This window comes from Pseudovibrio sp. FO-BEG1 (assembly GCF_000236645.1).
Lineage (GTDB): Bacteria > Pseudomonadota > Alphaproteobacteria > Rhizobiales > Stappiaceae > Pseudovibrio.
This window is the reverse complement of sequence record NC_016642.1, coordinates 1,238,756-1,257,394: the sequence shown is the minus strand read 5'-3', so window position 1 is coordinate 1,257,394 and position 18,639 is coordinate 1,238,756. Positions and strand designations below refer to the sequence as shown.

Annotated in this window: 14 protein-coding genes; 2 read left to right on the top strand and 12 right to left on the bottom strand. The window is 49.1% G+C overall.

Annotation, left to right across the window (positions count from 1 at the left end):
* Positions 1–364 precede the first annotated feature (364 nt).
* The 10 genes from PSE_RS05830 to PSE_RS05785 form a co-directional block, all read right to left on the bottom strand.
* The gene (locus PSE_RS05830) at positions 365–1,054 is read right to left on the bottom strand and encodes a Crp/Fnr family transcriptional regulator (RefSeq protein WP_014284008.1); all 690 of its coding nucleotides are present in this window, start codon (positions 1,052–1,054) and stop codon (positions 365–367) included.
* Between the two features lie 309 nt (positions 1,055–1,363).
* On the bottom strand, positions 1,364–2,080 hold the full coding sequence (locus PSE_RS05825; protein WP_014284007.1) for a hypothetical protein: 717 nt from the start codon (positions 2,078–2,080) through the stop codon (positions 1,364–1,366).
* 11 nt (positions 2,081–2,091) lie between these two features.
* Entirely contained in the window at positions 2,092–2,988 is an 897-nt protein-coding gene (locus tag PSE_RS05820) for a hypothetical protein (protein WP_014284006.1), read from the bottom strand.
* Positions 2,985–4,103: a DUF4123 domain-containing protein gene (locus PSE_RS26635; protein WP_014284005.1), complete on the bottom strand. Its 1,119-nt coding sequence runs from the start codon at positions 4,101–4,103 to the stop codon at positions 2,985–2,987. The genes PSE_RS05820 and PSE_RS26635 overlap by 4 nt, the downstream gene beginning before the upstream one ends.
* Positions 4,100–4,468 (bottom strand): PAAR domain-containing protein, encoded by a 369-nt coding sequence (locus PSE_RS26925; protein ID WP_083841551.1) that lies wholly within the window; start codon positions 4,466–4,468, stop codon positions 4,100–4,102. The genes PSE_RS26635 and PSE_RS26925 overlap by 4 nt, the downstream gene beginning before the upstream one ends.
* Positions 4,469–4,477: 9 nt before the next feature.
* Complete coding sequence (locus tag PSE_RS05805) at positions 4,478–6,574, bottom strand: type VI secretion system Vgr family protein (RefSeq protein ID WP_014284002.1); 2,097 nt, start codon at positions 6,572–6,574, stop codon at positions 4,478–4,480.
* A gap of 75 nt (positions 6,575–6,649) precedes the next feature.
* Positions 6,650–7,153 (bottom strand): hypothetical protein, encoded by a 504-nt coding sequence (locus PSE_RS05800; protein ID WP_014284001.1) that lies wholly within the window; start codon positions 7,151–7,153, stop codon positions 6,650–6,652.
* Positions 7,153–8,037, bottom strand: coding sequence for a hypothetical protein (locus PSE_RS05795; protein WP_014284000.1), 885 nt, complete (start codon positions 8,035–8,037; stop codon positions 7,153–7,155). Before PSE_RS05795 ends, PSE_RS05800 begins: the two co-directional genes overlap by 1 nt.
* Positions 8,037–8,333 carry a hypothetical protein gene (locus tag PSE_RS05790; protein ID WP_041768031.1) on the bottom strand — a complete coding sequence of 99 codons (297 nt, stop codon included), beginning with the start codon at positions 8,331–8,333 and terminating at the stop codon, positions 8,037–8,039. The genes PSE_RS05795 and PSE_RS05790 overlap by 1 nt, the downstream gene beginning before the upstream one ends.
* Before the next feature lie 119 nt (positions 8,334–8,452).
* Positions 8,453–8,968: an Hcp family type VI secretion system effector gene (locus PSE_RS05785; protein WP_014283998.1), complete on the bottom strand. Its 516-nt coding sequence runs from the start codon at positions 8,966–8,968 to the stop codon at positions 8,453–8,455.
* Between the two features lie 828 nt (positions 8,969–9,796).
* On the opposite strand from PSE_RS05785, the gene PSE_RS27170 reads away from it, so the two are divergent.
* Together PSE_RS27170 and PSE_RS05780 are read left to right on the top strand one after the other, a co-directional pair.
* Positions 9,797–10,282, top strand: a complete 486-nt coding sequence (locus PSE_RS27170; RefSeq protein ID WP_148266089.1) for a hypothetical protein — start codon at positions 9,797–9,799, stop codon at positions 10,280–10,282.
* Positions 10,283–10,396: 114 nt separating this feature from the next.
* The gene (locus tag PSE_RS05780) at positions 10,397–15,337 is read left to right on the top strand and encodes an RHS repeat domain-containing protein (RefSeq protein WP_014283997.1); all 4,941 of its coding nucleotides are present in this window, start codon (positions 10,397–10,399) and stop codon (positions 15,335–15,337) included.
* Between the two features lie 493 nt (positions 15,338–15,830).
* On the opposite strand, the gene PSE_RS05775 is transcribed toward PSE_RS05780, so the two are convergent.
* Both PSE_RS05775 and PSE_RS05770 read right to left on the bottom strand, forming a co-directional pair.
* Positions 15,831–16,991: a M20 aminoacylase family protein gene (locus PSE_RS05775; protein ID WP_014283996.1), complete on the bottom strand. Its 1,161-nt coding sequence runs from the start codon at positions 16,989–16,991 to the stop codon at positions 15,831–15,833.
* Between the two features lie 75 nt (positions 16,992–17,066).
* Positions 17,067–18,629: a BCCT family transporter gene (locus PSE_RS05770; protein ID WP_041768030.1), complete on the bottom strand. Its 1,563-nt coding sequence runs from the start codon at positions 18,627–18,629 to the stop codon at positions 17,067–17,069.
* Positions 18,630–18,639: the final 10 nt, after the last annotated feature.

The following is an 18,639-nucleotide window of genomic DNA, read 5'->3' as shown; positions in this document are numbered from 1 at the left end:
CATGTTCTTGTAGGGGGAATAGTCATACGGATATCAGAACTCTTGGTTCAAAATCTTTGATGGACCCATCTCACTTCAAAACCTGATCGTTTTGACGTGAAATGACGCGGAACTTATCGGTGACTTGCTCAGGAACGATCGTCAGTTAAACGCCCCCTTAGCTAAGTCGCTACAGCTCTCTCTTCCCAATCATTCGCCAGACGGCACGTCGATATCGGCGGCAGCGGTCAAAATGCTGACACTTGAATATCAATGGGATGAAAATACAGAGGGATTGTACGTAGTCAGCCGCGCTAAGAATGCTAAGAACTTAGCAATCTGGATATTTACTCAGATTTGTGCACATGGCATGAGCGGTCAGGCTTCAGAGAGACAAATGCTCGGCTCTGGCAGCATCGATCCAGTCTGACAGGGCTTGCTCGTCCGGCACGGAAATTGCGCCATATTTCAGTACGATCAGGCCATTTTTTTCCAGCTGTTTGAGCGCTTTACCCATAGAAACACGTGAGGTGCCCACAGCAATAGCCAACTCAGACTGGTTCCAGTTGAGCATCCCTGGCACTTCTGAAGCTTCGAGCATGTTCTGTAAAAACACCGCTGTATAAGCGGGCAAAGGCAGCAAACGCAGATCGTCAAGCATGTTCAGCGCCACATTCAAACGGCTTAACGTCGCTGGCAAAGCTGCGCGGGCGATTTCGGGATGAACGTCCATTAGCGTCAGAAAATCAGCTTTGTGAACATAACCAACTGTCGTTTTACCAACTGCAACAGCATTTTGTGTCCGCTTGCGACCGGTTAACACACCAATGATGCCAATGAAGTGCCCCTCACCAAGCACCGCAAGAATTGTTTCTCGGCCACTGGGGCTGAAACGCCCCATTCTAACTGCCCCTGAACGCACAATGAGCAGGCGATCACCCTCATCACCGGTCGAGAAGATCGTGCGGCCGTCCTGATAGGTGTGGCACTGCTCGACAGCTGCAAAAGCGGCCTCGACCTTTGGGCTGAGCAGGTCAAGGAACTTGAGGCTCCCGTGATCCAGCAATCCTGTCATAGCCAAGGTTCCTTGAAATGCATTGAGGTGTACACATTATCACGTATCCTGAACATCACCCTTATTGTCAACACACCATACTGTTAGTTGCAGAGCTTCAATTGTGGCCGCAGTTAACGATAGCCTCGAATGTCTGCTTGTGGTCATAAGAGATTTGTTGCACCCGCTGAGTTTTGTGCTGCGATCAACGTCTGCATTGAGCTCCCTTCGGTATGAATCTTTAATACTCAAAAAACTTTTGCGAGTAGCATATGTGCTGCGGCCAGTATGAGACTTTATTACTCTCAGACATCATCTGGCCTACATTTCCTACCTCCATGGCGCCAGTTGTGAAGGACCTGGCACTTTGCGGCGATAACGCTCCGGCACTACCGCTTTCGGGTCAGCTGGATAAATATGGTGGCCGTTAAACTTACCGCCGGGATCAAGCGTCTGCTCACCCCAGGGATAAAGTTCAACAATGACATCCCTCCAAGCCCCGATTGGGTAGCTCTCTTCAGCATCAAAATTGATGTAGCGGCCCTTTTCCATGTCAACCGCGATCATGTAAAACCAGTTATGAGCTTCACGGTGGAAAGGATCATTCACATTAAGCTCATCTGGGCAGTAGCGGGCTTCAAAGTTCACTTCGCGTACAAGCGGTCCCATATAAGTGGTGGTGCCTCTATATGAGCCCATATCATCCTTGACACTGACAATCATTCGGGTGGTTGAGGGATCAAGGTAGTCGATGCCCTTGGTCAGTTGCAGGCGAAGCGGGATTGTTTTGACGCCGGCCAGACAAGGTCGGGCCGCATCCTCCTTCTGCTCTTTCGCATGCCAGGCCTTTTGGTCTACCCAGTATTCCTCGGCCAGAACATGGCCTGGTCGTTCATCGGCGAGACTAGCACTTAATGGTTTCCACATGGCCTTTGTTAATCCTCTCAAGCCCAGATCAATTAAAACAGCAAATATAATTGCCGTGATGGCAAGCCGCTTGCCCCACTTCCACTTGCGGGTCCGGCGAAACTCCTGAAACCATTTCATACGTCAACCCCTTACTCAAAAACCCTTCGTCCTGAGGGTGCGCTTGCCGGCGTATTGCCTTCAGTAACACCGCCCAGAGCGCCGTCCGGATGCCAAATGACAATGTTTTCCTTGCCGTCATCAAGCCGGACAAGCCCGGCCTCACTCTCGCTTTTGCCGCCCGTATGGAAGCTCTTGGAATAGAGAGTGCGACGGGCATAGGCATGGACCCGCGTTTGGGTGTGCTTTGCAAGAGTCGGAGCCAGACCACCCCAGTTGTTTTCATCATCATTTCCCGTCTGGCAGGCCCAGGAAAAAATGTCGGCTTTCAATTTATGCGGCAACTCAAACCGGGCAGGATCGAGCTTCCGAGCCTGTTTTTTTTCCAACCTCTGCTTGTCTTTCATGTCACCTTTATAACCAAACTCAAGCTTTTTGGGCAGGCCATGGCAAAAGAGATCAATACGCTTGATCTTGCGTTCACAAGTCTCACCGGGAAATGTTGCATCATTGATCAGGGTAATAAGTTCCCCAACTGTTGAGATAGGAAAAATCCGATCTGGGCTGGCATACTTAGCAGCTGCTTTTTCTGCTTCTTGACGCTGAAGTTTAGTATACCCGGTAGTGAAGTAGATGAAGGTTCTGAAGTTCCCCACCGCCCCATACTCCCGCAGTGCGCGTACTCCTTGTGCCAAGAACATCATCTTATTGCCAAAGTCGTAGGTTGTCCGCATCAGCCTTCGCTGCTCTTCACGATACTCTCGGGCAAATTTGGGGTCTGCCATCTGCGTTCCCGGCGGCAAAGGATAACCTTCTAAAATATCCTGAGCGATACTTTTCGTCTGTCGCCATAGATTAAAATACTCGCTGGTGCCTGCGACTGTAATGTAATCGTACTTGACGCATTTTTCTGTGATCTTATCAGTCATCGGCCCTTAACCAAGCCTTCGCAAAACGAAAGTCTCTCGAACTCAGGAATCTCAGAGTTTTTGAGGTGAGCAACGACTTGATCATTCTTCAAGTACTCTCCCCCGCCTGCGGCAACCCATAAGACAAACCGGCGCACACAAGAAAACTCTTCAAAGGAAAGCTCTCTTGCTTTGCGAACTTGCTCTCTTGTGAAACCACGCAGTTGCTCTGCGGTGTTTTTGTGGGCATCGGCCTGAGTTTCTTCTTCAGCGAGCTCCTGCACAATCTGTTCACTAAACAACTCCCATTGCATGTCCTCAAACGCCTTCTCCTGCGCTTTGCGGATGAGAGTGATGTGGCTCTTGGGTCGTTCATTGGTTTGTGTGGAGCTTTCTGTAATTGGCGTCATGGGCATGAGTTGACGTGTTTGCATGTTAAAGCGGCCTGCTTTGCAATGTTCACCTGCAGCAGGGGCCGCAAAGTGCCAAAGTTGCCCCGCATTGCACAGGCTGGGCTCCTCACACCAATCCTCAGCAATGAAATCGGTAACCGGCCCAAAGAATGCTTGTGTTTCCGTCGGGTTTGTAGAGAGCAACCAGACGCGCAGAACAGTTGGATCAAAAAAACGAAACCGCACCAACCGACCATCACTTTCAAACTCAACGCGTAAATAACGCCGGAAATGCCGACGCAGCAGCACTACATCCGTGGCCTCATCCTCAGAGATATCCGGTGAAGCAACAAAGGCACCACGCTCGACCTGCTGCCTCAGACTTTCCGGGGGCGGGGTTCTGTAAAGCTCTTTGGCCTTTGATTTTGAGGCTAAGAAGTAAATCCCCCAGCCCTTGCCCCAACCTTCTTCAATCAACCAATTGGTGAGGTCGCTGTTCGGCTCTAACCGCACCAGATAGGGGGCAGTCAGGGCAAGCTCCTGTGCCACTTCGCCAGCAATCAGGCTGCACCAGTCAGTATTCTCGTCTCCCAGCAACCGGCCATAGATATCTTCACACCATTGTCCGTCGATAATCGCATAAGCGGCAATGTCCTCAGTGACTTTGGCAAACAGGCTTGCCTTCACACTGTCCAAGATGAGCATGTCTGAATCTGGCTCTGCAGATAAAGCTGCCTGTGTCATGAGGCATCCTTAGCAAATGGACATTCCTCAGCAAACGGTTTGCGTGTCCCTGGAGGGGACGCGGCACCGATGAATACATTGGCGCTTCCCGAGACATCAGCGCCGCCGCAATCTATGGGATCGCCAACACGGCCTGCTTGCTTGTTGTTGAAATTCACCGTGGGACTACCAGCCGCCAACGTTCTGCCATGAGAGGGAGACGGGCATGGTGAACAGCCATGGGGCGCATAGGCATCTCCTTGCCTTACAGCAGGGCGATTGTTGATGAAGATATTCGGGCTTCCGGCAATGGCAGGTGTCGGCGGGAAATGACAATCATGGCCAGAGCCAATGTCACCTAAGCGAGCTGCGGGTTTTCCTGACATAGTCCTCTCCTACTTCTCAAAGGAGCGGGCGTAGCGCTCAGCATGAGGACCTTGATAATCTTCTGGAGCAGATGGTTCAATGAATGGAACATCCTTGCCAGTCGCAGGAGCCCCTGCCCCGCAATTGACATTCACAACGGTGCCTTCAATCTTGATGCCGCTCGCATCGATGCGAATGAAGTTGCCGCCCACGTTGAGCGAGATCGCAGATCCTGCACGAACAACCACCTGATCACCACCATCAACAAAGATAGTTCCAGGTGCGGTGTAATGCTGGTGTGCTAGGCTTTCCATGCGAATGTTGCGCTCTACCTTGGTGGTATAGTTGCCACCAACCAGCACTGTTTTGTCATCAGCAATGCTTTCGTTATCGGCGGCGTCAACCTGCGTGCGGCGAACCGCTTTTACATGAAGGTCTTTCACACCAGAGATGGTTTCTCTGTGTGAGCCATCCACCTCGATATCCTTTGATCCGCCTATAGATTCAGACTGAGATCCTTCGATACGTTTGTGGCGGTTAGCACCCACCTTCCAGGTCTCGTTATCTTCAACTACGCCGTTGTGGAACTTCTGGGCGTGGAACCAGACTTCCTCTTGCCCGCCTTCGTCTTCAAAACGAAGCTCGTTGTAGCCTTCCGCCTTATGACTATCTGACTTCAGGATCATCCGGGTTTTGAAGTCAGGAAGCTTGTTCGGTGTGCGGTTGTTGTTGTGGTACGTCCGCCCCGTGATGATGGGTTGGTCGGGGTCGCCTTCCAGAAAGTCCACCACGACTTCGTGACCGATACGGGGAATGGCGATGTGACCCCAACTGGCGCCGGCCCAGTTGGAGGCTACGCGGATCCAACATGACGAAGTATCATTCTTGGCGCCGTGGCGATCCCATGGGAACCAGACCTTCACGCGGCCATGCTCGTCGCAGTAGATCTCTTCGCCTTCAGGTCCGGTGACATGGGCGATCTGCGGGCCATCTACCAACGGCTTTTGGTGCAGTTTGGGCCGGTATGGCAGACGAGCGGGCATGACCTCAAACCCGGCACTGTAAGTGGTGGTGCCGCTGCCCGCTTCCTCTGCCACGGCCTGCGGCTGACTGCCCTGATGTGAGACGGTGAGCAAATGATACTTGATGTTGTAGTCGCTGTTCGGGTGGTCTGTGAGAGCAAATTGATGGCCAGCCAATAAGTGAATGGCATTGGTGGTGCCATGACCTGTGGTGGCCTCAACACGTGCTGCTTCCAGCCGGTGTTTTGTGAAGGGCTTGCCAACACCATCTGCCTTGTAACGCCCCGGATACTCATAGAGCGCATAGTTTCCAGCTGACCCGTTGTCCTCACCGCGTTGATGGGTGTGTTGATGATTGTAAGGTGGGTTCTTGAAGGTGTAGTCGCGCTGCATGAAGCTGGTGGCTCGCAGTTGCTCTCGTAGGACAAAGCTGTTGCAATAAACGCCTTTGACAGCCCCACCAGCCATAGCGTTGTATTCCAGTTTGGGCTGGTCCGGCAGCTCGGAGACGATCTGCGGGTTATCAATGAAATGCAGGGTATGCTGACCATTGGCACCATAGGTGAAGAAGTACCAGATACCTTCCTCAGCCGTGATGCGATCCAGGAAGCTTAAGTGACTTTCCCGGTACTGCACACAGTATTCGCGGGCCTCATGAGGCTCGGTCAGATCCCACTTTACATCCTCAACGCCGTGCTCCTTGAGCAGGATCTTGACGATCTCGGGCACGCTTTTCTTTTGAAAAATCCGACAGTCCGAGCCATGGGCCAAACGGTGCAGACTGGGCAGCAGTGTGAGCGAATAACTGGTGCGGTGATGGCCTTCATTGCCACGGGCAATCTCGGCGATCACTCCGGAAAGATGGCGCACCCCCTCGTATTTATGATGAATGGTCAGCGTTGCGGGCGTATCCAGCAGACTATGTAGGTCCAGCGCATTGTCGGGGCTGGCAAGCTCAATCTGGATCTGCGTGAGCCCATTAAGGCGCTCTATTGCAGAGAACCCAGTGACCAGCAATCCGGCCTCCGGCTGTGCAGGTGCTGCAAAGGTGAAGGCCAGATCTTGTTGCTGGAAAAGCTGCGGGATTTGGACAATGGCATTCATGACAAACTCACTGGCAAAAAGAAAAATAAAGGATCTATAAGAACTGGGAGTGGTCTGGCGTGTTGGTGTGAGATCTCACCCCGATGGCGGATAAGATTTGCCAGCCGAAGAGGTTGGCGGACACAACACACCGGGAGCAACCAGTATTTCGCTCTTGCGTTGGAAGTCATTCAGGAACGTTTGGTCGCAAGAGCGATACCCTATAAGGATCGCCTGCGCGCGCGCATAGTCGGTGACGACCATCCCCAAAAACGCCCCACCAACAGCAACGATTAAGAACATGATGGAGAAGCTTTGTGCTGACCGCTTAATCCAATGTTGCCCCCAAGGAGTGATAGCAAAGTGAAGCATGGGTAATGCCGCTCCAGCCAGCAAAAAACGGGATCTGCCCCGGATAATCTGCAACAGTTCAGGTTCAGGAGGCTGAGCAAAAATGGCTAGAAGTGCCGGACGCATTACATCCAAGCAGGCGGAAACTCCTATCAAATCGAGAAGGATCATCACTGCATGGAGGCGACGAATGTCCTGACCAACCCAACGACCAGCAAGTGTGCCCTTATCAATCACCCACCCCAACATCAGTGTCTCCGATAGAGCTGATTATACAAATCTGGACCGCCAAAATGCCAGATGGTCTCACGTTCCAACTGGTTCATAAAGCGATTGCTGCGACGTTCAAACTCTTGCACTTTCTGCTTCATGGCAACATGCGCAGTATGAATGACCTTGCCGACTTCCTGAATACCGTGAGCGACAGCTTGGCCGGTCCAAAGCAAGGCTGCGCCGAGTTTTTTCTTGATCTGATAGCTTTCTGATAGCTCACTTAACTTGTGCCCGACATAGAGCCCCACAATGATTGCCCCTCCGGTCACAACGACTGCTGGCAGAGCAATCGCGGTAATCGTACCAGCAATAGCAACAGCTCCTGCTGCTGCCAGAGCTCCTGCGGCCATCGCGACCGTGCCAATAGCAACATCAGTAATGATGTTGGCAAACAGCTCGTGATAGAGCTGCTCATCACTCATGATGAACTGCATCACATCGAGGGCCACATAGCAGGTGATCATAATGATCGCATTCGACCTTGCTGCAGATTTAAGTGCCTCTGGGCCAATGCCAAATGCAATGACTTTCGGCGAGGAGGACAGATACCGTGTACCCTTCAAAGTCTCACGTAAGGCGGAGTATCCCTTAAACACCACGTAGGTTTTACCGTTCGCTACCTTTGTGTAGTAGCGTCCGTTAAGGCCGATCTCCTTAAGGAGTTTATGTCCACCCTTCATGTCGCGCAGTAGCACTGGTAAGCTTGCCAGATCCAGCGCACCGCCCGTTGTTGCTCCAAGGCTTTGATGGCTATCTACCACGGCTTGCGCAAAGAGCTCCATCTCCATCACCACAGCTTCATCCTGGCGTGGGTTGATGAGCTCTGCTGCCATGCGTTGCTCCGCGAGCGGATAGACCATCAGAATATCTCCTTGTGCGGCTGTTCCCCTGGCTTGACCATCAAGCGGTGACCGGGAAACTGATCCAGAAAACCTCGGATCTCCAGCTCTTCTGACAGATCTTCGTGTAGCGCATCTGACGAGCGTTCAGGCCGGTCGCGGCCTTGCAAGACCACATGCGACGTGCCTGCCGGGTCGCACTCTTTGGGTGCAGCGTCTGCGACCGCCTCTACCTTGCGCCTTCGCCACAACAGGCTTCGAAAGAAGCTGCGCAAGTAGCCGCGCTTCGCTGAGGCTTTGCCAGAGACAAATTGCATATTCCAACTCCGCAGATCAGGCTCAAATCAAAGACGGCCCATGGCTCTATTCAGCCATAGGCAGTGTCCGGGCCAAAGCTGGCCCGGATCTGACTTCCATTCCCATCAGGAAGGAAGGCTTAAGCTGCAGGTGCGCGCCAGTCGTCAGCACCAGAGGTACCGGAGACTGTGTGCTCCCACATGATCTTGCGGTAAGACAGTTCAATGGTGATCAGCTGAGTGAAGTCAGCATTCTTTGGATCCTGACAATGCGGCAGGCCACACTCGATGTTGGTGACCAGCGCATCTTCGAAGGAGGTGGTGAAGAAATGCTCCTGCTTGCCGGAAGAATTGGTGCGGTACCATTTAACTTCACACTTCGGCAGCATCTCACCAGAGACCAGCGCATTGTAAAGCAGCGGGATGGACTTGTTCATGGAGCAAGTGAACTTGAACGGAGTGTGCACGCGCTGACCAGCTGGCTGGCCGGACTGGATATCACGAGGAATGATGACGGTGTGATCAATGGCCTGCACCATGATCTCGTCTTCATGGCCTTCCTGCCACACGTTACCGACGGAATCTTCAGTAAACGCGCCTTGAGTGATTGGACCCTGAGTTGACCCTTCAATGGTGATATAAGCGGGTGTTGGCATAGTATGCTCCTGGTGAGCGCCCTCCGTGTGCGGACAGGCGCAGCAAAACAAATAAATGAACCCCATTTGACAACAATGGGCCACAGCCCCAGACACCAGTCTGCAGCAGCGTACCAACACAACTGCAACTTGCATGCCAGAGCAAAGGAAGCATCCTCTAAAACATCTTGGTACAAACTTATCTATTGAAATAACTAGACAAAATAATTGATCGGCTGGGTAATCAAATCAAAACTCAGCATAGCAGTTTAGATTATCGTGCCAATTCTAGGCTGTAGTTGGCCCGCAAAACTCGCTCGTTATTGAGATTGTTCGTAATATGTTGTGATCACAACGATAATTCTGTAGGCCAAAGTTGGCTGTCTGTGCCAGATTTGGCCGCAGTAGCTGCCAATACGATCCTCTGAGACCGCTTTGCATACTCAACAACGAACTGAATATCCGCAAATGGTCAGCTGCTGCATGCTAGGAGTGTCTAGAATTTTGGGCCAGAAGCCACCATTAAAGCATTTCCATCAAGAGTTGAGCAAACTCATCCAGAAGCGTCTTCAGCTATCTTCATGAAGGGCCTGGAACCCTCTAAACAGCCATTCATGTAGCATACCGTTCTGCCTCATTTCTCACTCCAGTCAGCGGGATCATTGGCCAAAATACTCCCTTACTCAAATCGATCGATCTGTCCATAAGAGGTCGCCGACAAACAACCAGCTCTAAAATTTTAGAAGCGCACATCTCACATTACTTCAAGCAAATCGTCTCCTAGTTGAACAGTTGTGGTGACACCTCTGTCATTAATTCTATACGCGTCAATAACAACAGGAGAAACCAATGCGCGTCTTACTTCTTATTCTTAGCCTTATTTCGTTCTCATTGCATGCCGGAACTGCTTCTGCTGGTCCGGGAACAGTTGTCCATGCCTGCGTAAATCTCGATGTAACCCCGTTAAATTCCATCAATGTTAGCTTTACCGCCGATGAAAACACCGATATTTGCATGAATGATGTAGGTAACGATAGCAGCCTTACAATTGATCATGCCGGAATTGAATGCGTCAGCGTTGGTTATGTTGAGGCGGAAAGTTCATGTAGTGGCGGGGCTCCTGTCTGGTCATTAAGCTACCACACAGACAATTATGCGCAGTCGGGAACTACAATAACAAGTTGGAGTGACGACAACTCCCGCAACACTATTCAGCTAATTGACCCTTCAAAGGGCACACACATTTGTCCAACTGAGGCAAATTGTGAAGCTGAATCTCTTAGCTGGGACGAAGGCACGACAGGACCGGTCTACATCATCTTTGACATTGACTAAGCACCCTTAAAGCCCCCTCCAAACAACCTGATAATTCAAAATGTGGCCGGTCCCTTACGGGGTAGGCGCCACTTTGTCCCGACAAAACCAACCTCAATAAGAAAACGGGAGAATATGATGACCATTTCACAATATCCTGGTTCACAAGCATTCAACCAGTCACTTCAGGCCCAGGAATACGTTAACAAGAACACTGGCTCACTTGTTGTCCAAATACCACTGGCACAGCTGCGGGGAAAAACAGAGGCTATCGGCGTTGGCCTTAATGCATTTTATTCGGCAGGGTCCAAGGGACAATTGGGGTTGCCATCAGGATGGGGCTTCAACCTGCCATTTGTGGCAAACGACGAAACATTCACCTTTCAGGGAAAAATCTATATTATTGATCCTAATTGGACTGATAGCTCCGGATACCAGTCTGGACTCAGGTATCTAAATGACCACGGTCGTAAGTTTCAGAAATTTGTCGTAGATCAGCCGCTTCCCTCTGCCCCGGGTTCTTATCGTTACCTGTTTACCTACGATAACGGGTCTAAAAGCTATTTTGATGCAACCGGTAAGCTGCTTCTGCAGGCTGATTTGTTCGGTAACTCAATTACCTACAACTACACAGACTCGTTCGGGGATGTTTTTGGAAATAAGCTGACAAGCATTACAGACTCATTTGGGCAAGTGATACAGCTACAGTATGCACCTGGAGAGGTTGTTGTCTTACTGCCAGATGGCTCTACACAAATTATAGCATTTTCCAATGAGGGCATTTATCGAATAACCAACCAGATTGGTGCAAGGACTGAGCTTACTTACACCTCGCAATCTGACATTACGGTTGTTCAGCAAATCGCATATCCAACAGGCCTTATCTCAACCTATCAATACACTGCTATTGAGTACCTTAATGAAGAAGGGCAGGTACAGTCATTTCCCGCAGTAGAACTGCATAGGCACAGTAACCTGAATGGTGTTTTTTTAGGTGAAACCAGATATTCATATGGCAGCCAAAGTCAAGGCAACACTTTCACAGGTTACACTCAAGGTTATCAGCTCTCAAGCCGCGGCGATACATTGATGAACAGTCAGGACACAGAGTATCTTTATGATGTTCTTGTGCAACGGTTTGATGAAACAGGAACCCGCCTATCTGCATCCAGCATATTTTATAATTACCTACATTCACCGATGCAGGAGTATGCCTATCTGCTGGATGAAAACCATAATGGGGTGAACGCTCTCCGAACTCTTTTCAGCTATGAACAAGTCACAGATCTACATGACCGCAGTGTAAATATTGGCAAGCCTTCTACAGTGGTTCGTAGTGTTTACGACCCGGCAGAAGACGCATGGGTTGATCAGTCCAAAGTTGAAAATAAATACAACGACTTCGGTAATCTTACTCAAAACAAGACATATGACCTGACAAATGAGGAAGCCCTCCTAGTTTCTCAGCTTGACCATAGCTTTGCTCAAACCAGTTGGGGTGGTCAGATGCCATTGGAGACAAACCAGCAGGATTTATTAGGCGATCACCAAATCAAATTGAGTTTTATTCTGACGCAGGATCAGAAAAATATTGCCTCAGTAACAACCTCAGAAATGAAGTCAGGCCAACCTGAATTCCTGCCCATCAAAACAAAAAGCTACTTCTATGATGAGAACGGTCAGCAAACTCAATGGGAATTGGCATGGGCGGATGGGTATACCGGAGAACGTGGTGATATTAGTTCCGTCAGCAATACCATATTGTCTCAATATAACGCAGAAACGCAGGAGCTGTCTGTTTCGCTTACCAATGCCCTCGGTGAAACAAGTCAGTTTTTCTATGATTTACGTCTGCCCATGGGGCCATGTATAAGGCAGGTTTCACCATCAGGCGACACTTATCAGCTTCGTTATGATGCAGTAGGACGCCTTACCTCTACTACTGATCCTTTGGGTAGAGAAAAGACCTTTAGCTATACTCTGGCGCAAGGCGGGGCAGAAAGTGTCAGCGCTGGTAAGAATATGATCTTGGTGCACAATACTAATGGGTATGAATTACGCACAACCTATGATGCATTGGGACGGGCCATCCTTCTTGAAGACAATGGCAATCCAACCCAGACTATCCCTGTTTTGGACCGACAATTGCGTGCTGTCACATATAATGCACTAGGGCTAAAGGCCAGCGAAACCACAATAACCGGCGCAACAGCACAGTATACCTATGACGCACTGGGCCAATTAATCCAGCAAACTGATCCACTGGGAAATATTCTGGAAGTTCATCGCGATAACGTAAACAGGAAAGCAGAGAATATCTTAAATGGCTCATTGCGTACCCAAAGTCGATATAATGGTTTGAACCAAGTTGTTGAAGTTCGAAACTACCAGTTCACTGAGGACGGTACTCCTGAAAACTACAATGGAACCCTATTGACCTACAACGGTTTTGGGCTGGTTACTCATCAAAACACTTTCAACGTTTCCGACGCAGAAAAAACTGACATTTCAACGGTCGCGTACGAATACAACGCTGATTCAATGCAGACCAAAAAGACTGTTTCAGGGATGTCTCAAGAGGCTGGTTTACAGGCACAAGCAACCACGGAAACAGTTTATAATCTACTCCAGAAACCAAGGCAGACCCACCAAACGGTTACTTACAACGGCGTTCCTCAAGCAACCGTATCCGGCGATATCTTAAGCTATGATGTACTTGGAAATCTGATAAGCGCAACAAACGCTCTGGGACAATCAGAGGAGTTTACTTATGCACCCGGTGGCTTACTGGAAAGCTTCAGGCGGTATGATGGCACAACAACCACGTACAGCTATAATGCTGTCGGAGAACTGATCAGCGCACAAACCGGAGAAGAGACCTATACTTATTCTTATTTGCTGAATGATCTGGTTTCTGAAGTTTCTAATGGCTCAGAAAGTTCCAGCTATGAATACTCTCTGGATGGAACAGCGCTGGCTATTCACTATCCTGATGGCAAATCCATAAAGTTTACAAAAGATGCTTACAGCCGTGTTACGCACTGCCAGCTTCCTGACGAAACTCAACTTACCTACACCTACAATCATTTAAATCAGATTTCTCAACAAACAGCCGGTAATCTGACCATGAACAATGGCTGGGGAACAGCAAATGGAATGCAAGGCGTACTGATTAGCCAGCAGTTTTCCGGGCCTCAATCCCAACAGATCTCCTATGACTACGGAGGCTATGGGGAAGTTGAACATATTGAAACCACAGATGAGAACGGACAGATAATCTATAGGGCCCAAATGCCTCGAAATCCTCAGGGCCAGCTAAGTTCGCTTTCCTCAAGCTACCCATCGGTTTCAGGTGAGCTTGTCGAAATTAATAAGTCAATGGTCTACGATGGGATTGGCCAGCTTGTTTCCTCCACCCTGCAAACTGCAAATGAGACCAAAACGGACACTTTTAGCTATGATGGTGCTGGTAATATTCTTAGGCACAGCTCAAACGGACAAACCACTAATTACCAGTACAACGAAATCAATCAGTTGATCAGTCAGGGAGCGACCTATGATACCAATGGCAACATGATTCAGGATACTGATGGTGCAACTTACACCTTTAGCACCACTAATCAGTTGCTGGCTGCACAACCTCCGGGGGAGCAAAGTGTTCAGAATACATATGGTCTTGATGGCCTGCTCGACCAGGTTAAAACAGGTGGAAATGCCTCAAAGTTCTATAATATTGCGGGCTGTGTAGCCAGCGTTGCCACCGGTACAGATGAGAATGCGCCCAAGTATCATAGTCTGTTTTGGGCAAACTCCCAGCTTGTCGGGCAGGTAAGTCCGGAAAACACAACATTGTTCTCAAGTGCTGCCGGGTCTGTTCGCCTGCACACCACCTCCGATGCCAAAACAGATATTCAAATCTCAGATTATGGCACAATCAAAAGCAATACTGCTTTAACACCACCTAACAGTCTGAACTGGAATGCGCAGTACACCAACCCGGAAAGCAGCCTCACCTATCTAAGAACACGCTGGTACAGCCCAAAGTCCATGCGTTTTCTCTCACTTGATCCGGTTTATTCAATCAACCGCTATGCATATGCCGATGGCAACCCCATTATGAAGAGTGATCCAAGTGGCTTGCTAAGTGGTGAAGAGTGGTTAGGCCTGCTGGCTGGCATTGGTATTGCCATTCTAATAGTAGCTGGAGGAGAGTTTGTACTTGCCGGTACTTTGGGTGCTGAAGCCGTTGAGGCAAGCTTTTGGGCTCGAGCATCTGTTGCAGCGGCAAGCTCTGTAGGTGGTGATGTTACAAACTCACTTATTATCGGCGAGGATATTACAGCTAAACAGATTATCGTTGATATACTTGCAGGATTTGCGGGATTTGCAGCTGCAGAGAAGGTAGCAAACGCATCGACAACTAGTGCTTTAAGATCAGCTCTGGAAACAAATAGTACAGCAATAAGCGTTCAAAGGCAGGCCAGAATAACCTCTGGGGTTTTAGGAGGACTTGCAGATGCAATAACTGCAGGAGCGGTTAGCTCCATTGGAAATAACCAGCCCTTTTTTTCGTCGCAAAACCTGATCAATATTGTTGTAGGTGGAGCGTCTGGAGGTTATTTTGCTGGGAGCAAAGTAAGCCTTAAGGATAGCGAAGTCGTACCGGTTCCAATCAACGACAATGAGATCTCACTAATATCTGCCGATAAGTTCTCAGAACTTGATACGATCTCATTTGAGACCAAAGATTCTGCGAGCAAAATCATAAATAGCTTTTTGCCAAATGTCGATGAGCTCAGCAGTGGTCGAGCAAGATCAAGGGTACCTATTAGCAGCAATCAGTTAACCCTCAAATTTAGGGTTATCGATGGTGTGATTCATGTCAGAAGCAATATTGTTGGTCCTGAAAAGGTTCTGCGACCTGTTACAAACAGAGTGTTTGCTAATGCAGTAAAACGAGAGATTGACACAACAAATAAAGAAATTACCTTCCTGACTAAAGGAACATTTAACGATGCTCAATCAATCGCCGAGATGCTTCAGGCAACAGTCAAAGGCAACCTAAGTTACAGTTAAACTATGGCACTCGATTGAATACAATCAAGCAACAAGAATTATCTCAACCAAAAAAATTAGAGCACGAGGCAAGACTGAAAAAGATCGCAACGTGCTCTAATGTAATCCATTAGAGTTCAGCTAGACCCTATCAACGACTTTGTCAGATTGTGTAATTCGTTGACTTCGCGTACATAAAAGGCCTGTAGGGGCCTAAGCTGCAAAAATGGCCAAAAATCAGAGCAATTAAAGAACATGCTGGGTGACTGTCGTTAGTATCTCGGAGTATGAGCTGGTAAGATGCGGGCTCTTGCGGCTGCTCGTTGCAGCGCTGAAAACTGGTAATGCATAGGGCTACTTTGAGATGCTTCGGGCTACTTGTGGACATTCGGGCGGTTCTCTCAAGGGTTGAAGAAATCGCCGGGTGGTGATGCAGCAGAGCTTTGCAAGTAAGCTCTGCTCACCTGAAAATTCCAGCCTCCCCTAGTGAGAAGGCAACGAGTTGCTCCTGATGTTACACTTTTGTGAGTTGATCACTTACAAGAGCAGTCCAGAAGCGGACACCTGTCATGAGGATATTGTCATTGAAGTCGTAAAAAGGTTTATGCAACGCAGTACCGCCTTTTTCGCCCTCTTTTCCATTACCCACGAGAACATAACAGCTTGGGATTTTGCGCTGCATGAAGGAGAAGTCTTCTGAGATCGTGAATGGAGGTGCCTCGCCATCTACATTGCCTTCTCCGGCTATAGCTTTTGCAACTCGAACAGCAACGGCTGTTTCCTTTGGCGTATTAATGGTGGAGAGGAATGTGTTTTGGAAACTGTACTTGTATTCCACGCCAGCTGAAACACACTGACCTGCTACAACACGTTCAATTGCAGCTTCAATCTTTGCCAGAGCCTCATCTGTAAAGCACCTAGTATCCCCTTTGATTGTTGCAGAGGATGGTATGACGTTCGTCGTGCCATTGGTAGTAAACTCAGTTACCGAGATCACAGCTGGCTCATGAATTGAACTCAAGTTTCGGCTAGTGATTGTTTGCAAAGCCAAAACAATTTGTGCGCCAACAACAATTGGATCTGTGCCCATATGAGGCATAGCAGCGTGACTACCCGTTGCAATGATCTCGATTTCAAAGCTACTTTCGGAAGCCATGATTGAGCCCGGATTGGTTACGAAGTGCCCTTCTGGGACGCCCGGCAGGTTATGCATGGCATAAATGGCATCCATCTTGAAACGGTCAAACAGACCATCTTCGATCATTGCCTTTGCACCAACACCGTGCTCTTCACCCGGCTGGAAAATGAAATAGACCGTGCCGTCAAAATTTTTGTATTTGGCAAGCTCATGAGCTGCGCCCAATAGCATGGTGGTATGTCCGTCATGACCGCAAGCATGCATCATGCCATCGGTTTGAGACTTATATGCGAAGTCATTTTCCTCGGTAATTTTGAGGGCGTCCATGTCTGCACGCAGGCCAATCGTGCGGTCGCTATCACCACATTTGAGCACGCCTACCAGTCCGGTACGACCAATATTGCGGTGAACTTCAATGCCGAATTCTTCCAGCTTCTGGGCAATGAACTCGGACGTTTTCACTTCTTCAAAGCCAAACTCCGGCATTTGATGCAAATGCTGACGCCACGCAATAACTTGTTCTTGGATGTTGCTCATTGAAGTTCCCTTACCTCCTTTAAGAAACTACAAAAAGGCAGCCCCGGAGCGGCTGCCTCTTCGCTTTATTTGTTTTTATTCTGCAGCTTGTTTGATTGCTGGCACGTCTTCATTCACTTGCTTTTCTTCAGCAAATTCTGCGCGGAACATCTTGAATGTGCTGATCATTGCCACGAAGAGCACAAACATCAATGGCAGAGCGAAGATCAAGCTGATGGACTGCAACAGATCGATACCGGATTTGGTTGCCAGCATCAGTGTCAAAGCCATCGCACCCTGTGCGATAGTCCACATAACCTTTTGCTTATTGCTTGGGTTCAGGGAACCATCTTCACTCATGGAGCTCAGAGTAAAGGTTGAGCTGTTCATGGAAGTGATGAAGCAGGTGAACAGAGCAATCACAACACCGATGGAGATAACTGTACCCAGTGGGAAGTCTTCCAGTACGATGAAGGTTGCAGCTTTGGAAGATGCAGCAGCAGCTTCAAGTGCTTCAGGAGATGCTTCCAGGCCGATGGTACCGAAGAATGCAACCCAAAGGAAGATGCCAAGGCAAGGCAAGATCATGGAGCCAAGAATGAACTCACGAACAGTACGGCCTTTGGAAACACGTGCAATGAACGGACCTACGAACGGTGCCCAAGCAATTGCCCAAGCGTAGTAGTAAATAGGCCAGCCACCAATCCAGGAAGTTTCTTTATCAGCGGCAAATGTTGGCAACATCAACGCGTCTGTAAAGAAGTCGTTCATGTAGTTGCCCATTGTGTCAAAGTACACGTTGATCATCTGGGTTGTTGGGCCAAGTGCGCCAACAAGAACGATCAGGCCAACCAACAGGTAAGCATTGTAGTCGGAAAGAAGCTTGATGCCTTTTTCCAGACCAGTTGTTGTACAAAGAATGGTGATCAGAGTGATCGCGCCCACCAGTATAATCTTGGTCATCGGACCATCAGGTGTACCGATCAGGTAAGATGAGCTGATGGACAGAGACAGACCTGTCTGACCAAGTGAAGTAGAAATACCAGCGATCGCGCCAAATACACAGATCAGGTTAACCAGCTTACCCCAGCCGCCATTGGCTTTGTCACGTCCCCATGGGAGCAAAATGTTACTGATTAGACCGCTTTCACCTTTACGGTACATCAGATAGCCAAGGATCAGACCCACCACAGAGAATGCAGCCCAGGCCTGAATGCCCTGGTGAATGAAGCTCTGCTTCATAGCAAACTCAGCTGCTGCAGGTGTTTGTGCAGCAATACCTGTTGTCTCTAGTGGATTGATATAATGATAAACAGGCTCTGCAACACCCCAGTAGAGCATTACGGTACCCATACCAGCGGAGAACAGCATCGCAATCCATGAGAAGGTGCTGAATTCTGGTCTGGAATCATCCGATCCAAAGCGGATGTTACCGTATTTACTGAAGGCGAAGAAGAACATCACCATGACATAGGCAAAGGAGCCCGCCATGTAGATCCAACCGAATTTATCGGTCAGATAGTTCATGGTGCTTACACCGACATTAAACAGTTGATCTGGGAACAGGATGCCTGACAAAACCACGACAATAATGAATGTCATCGTGCTGGCAAAGAGCATCTTACCTTGTTTTAGTTGTTGTACAGCTTGGTTACTCATAACTCTCCCC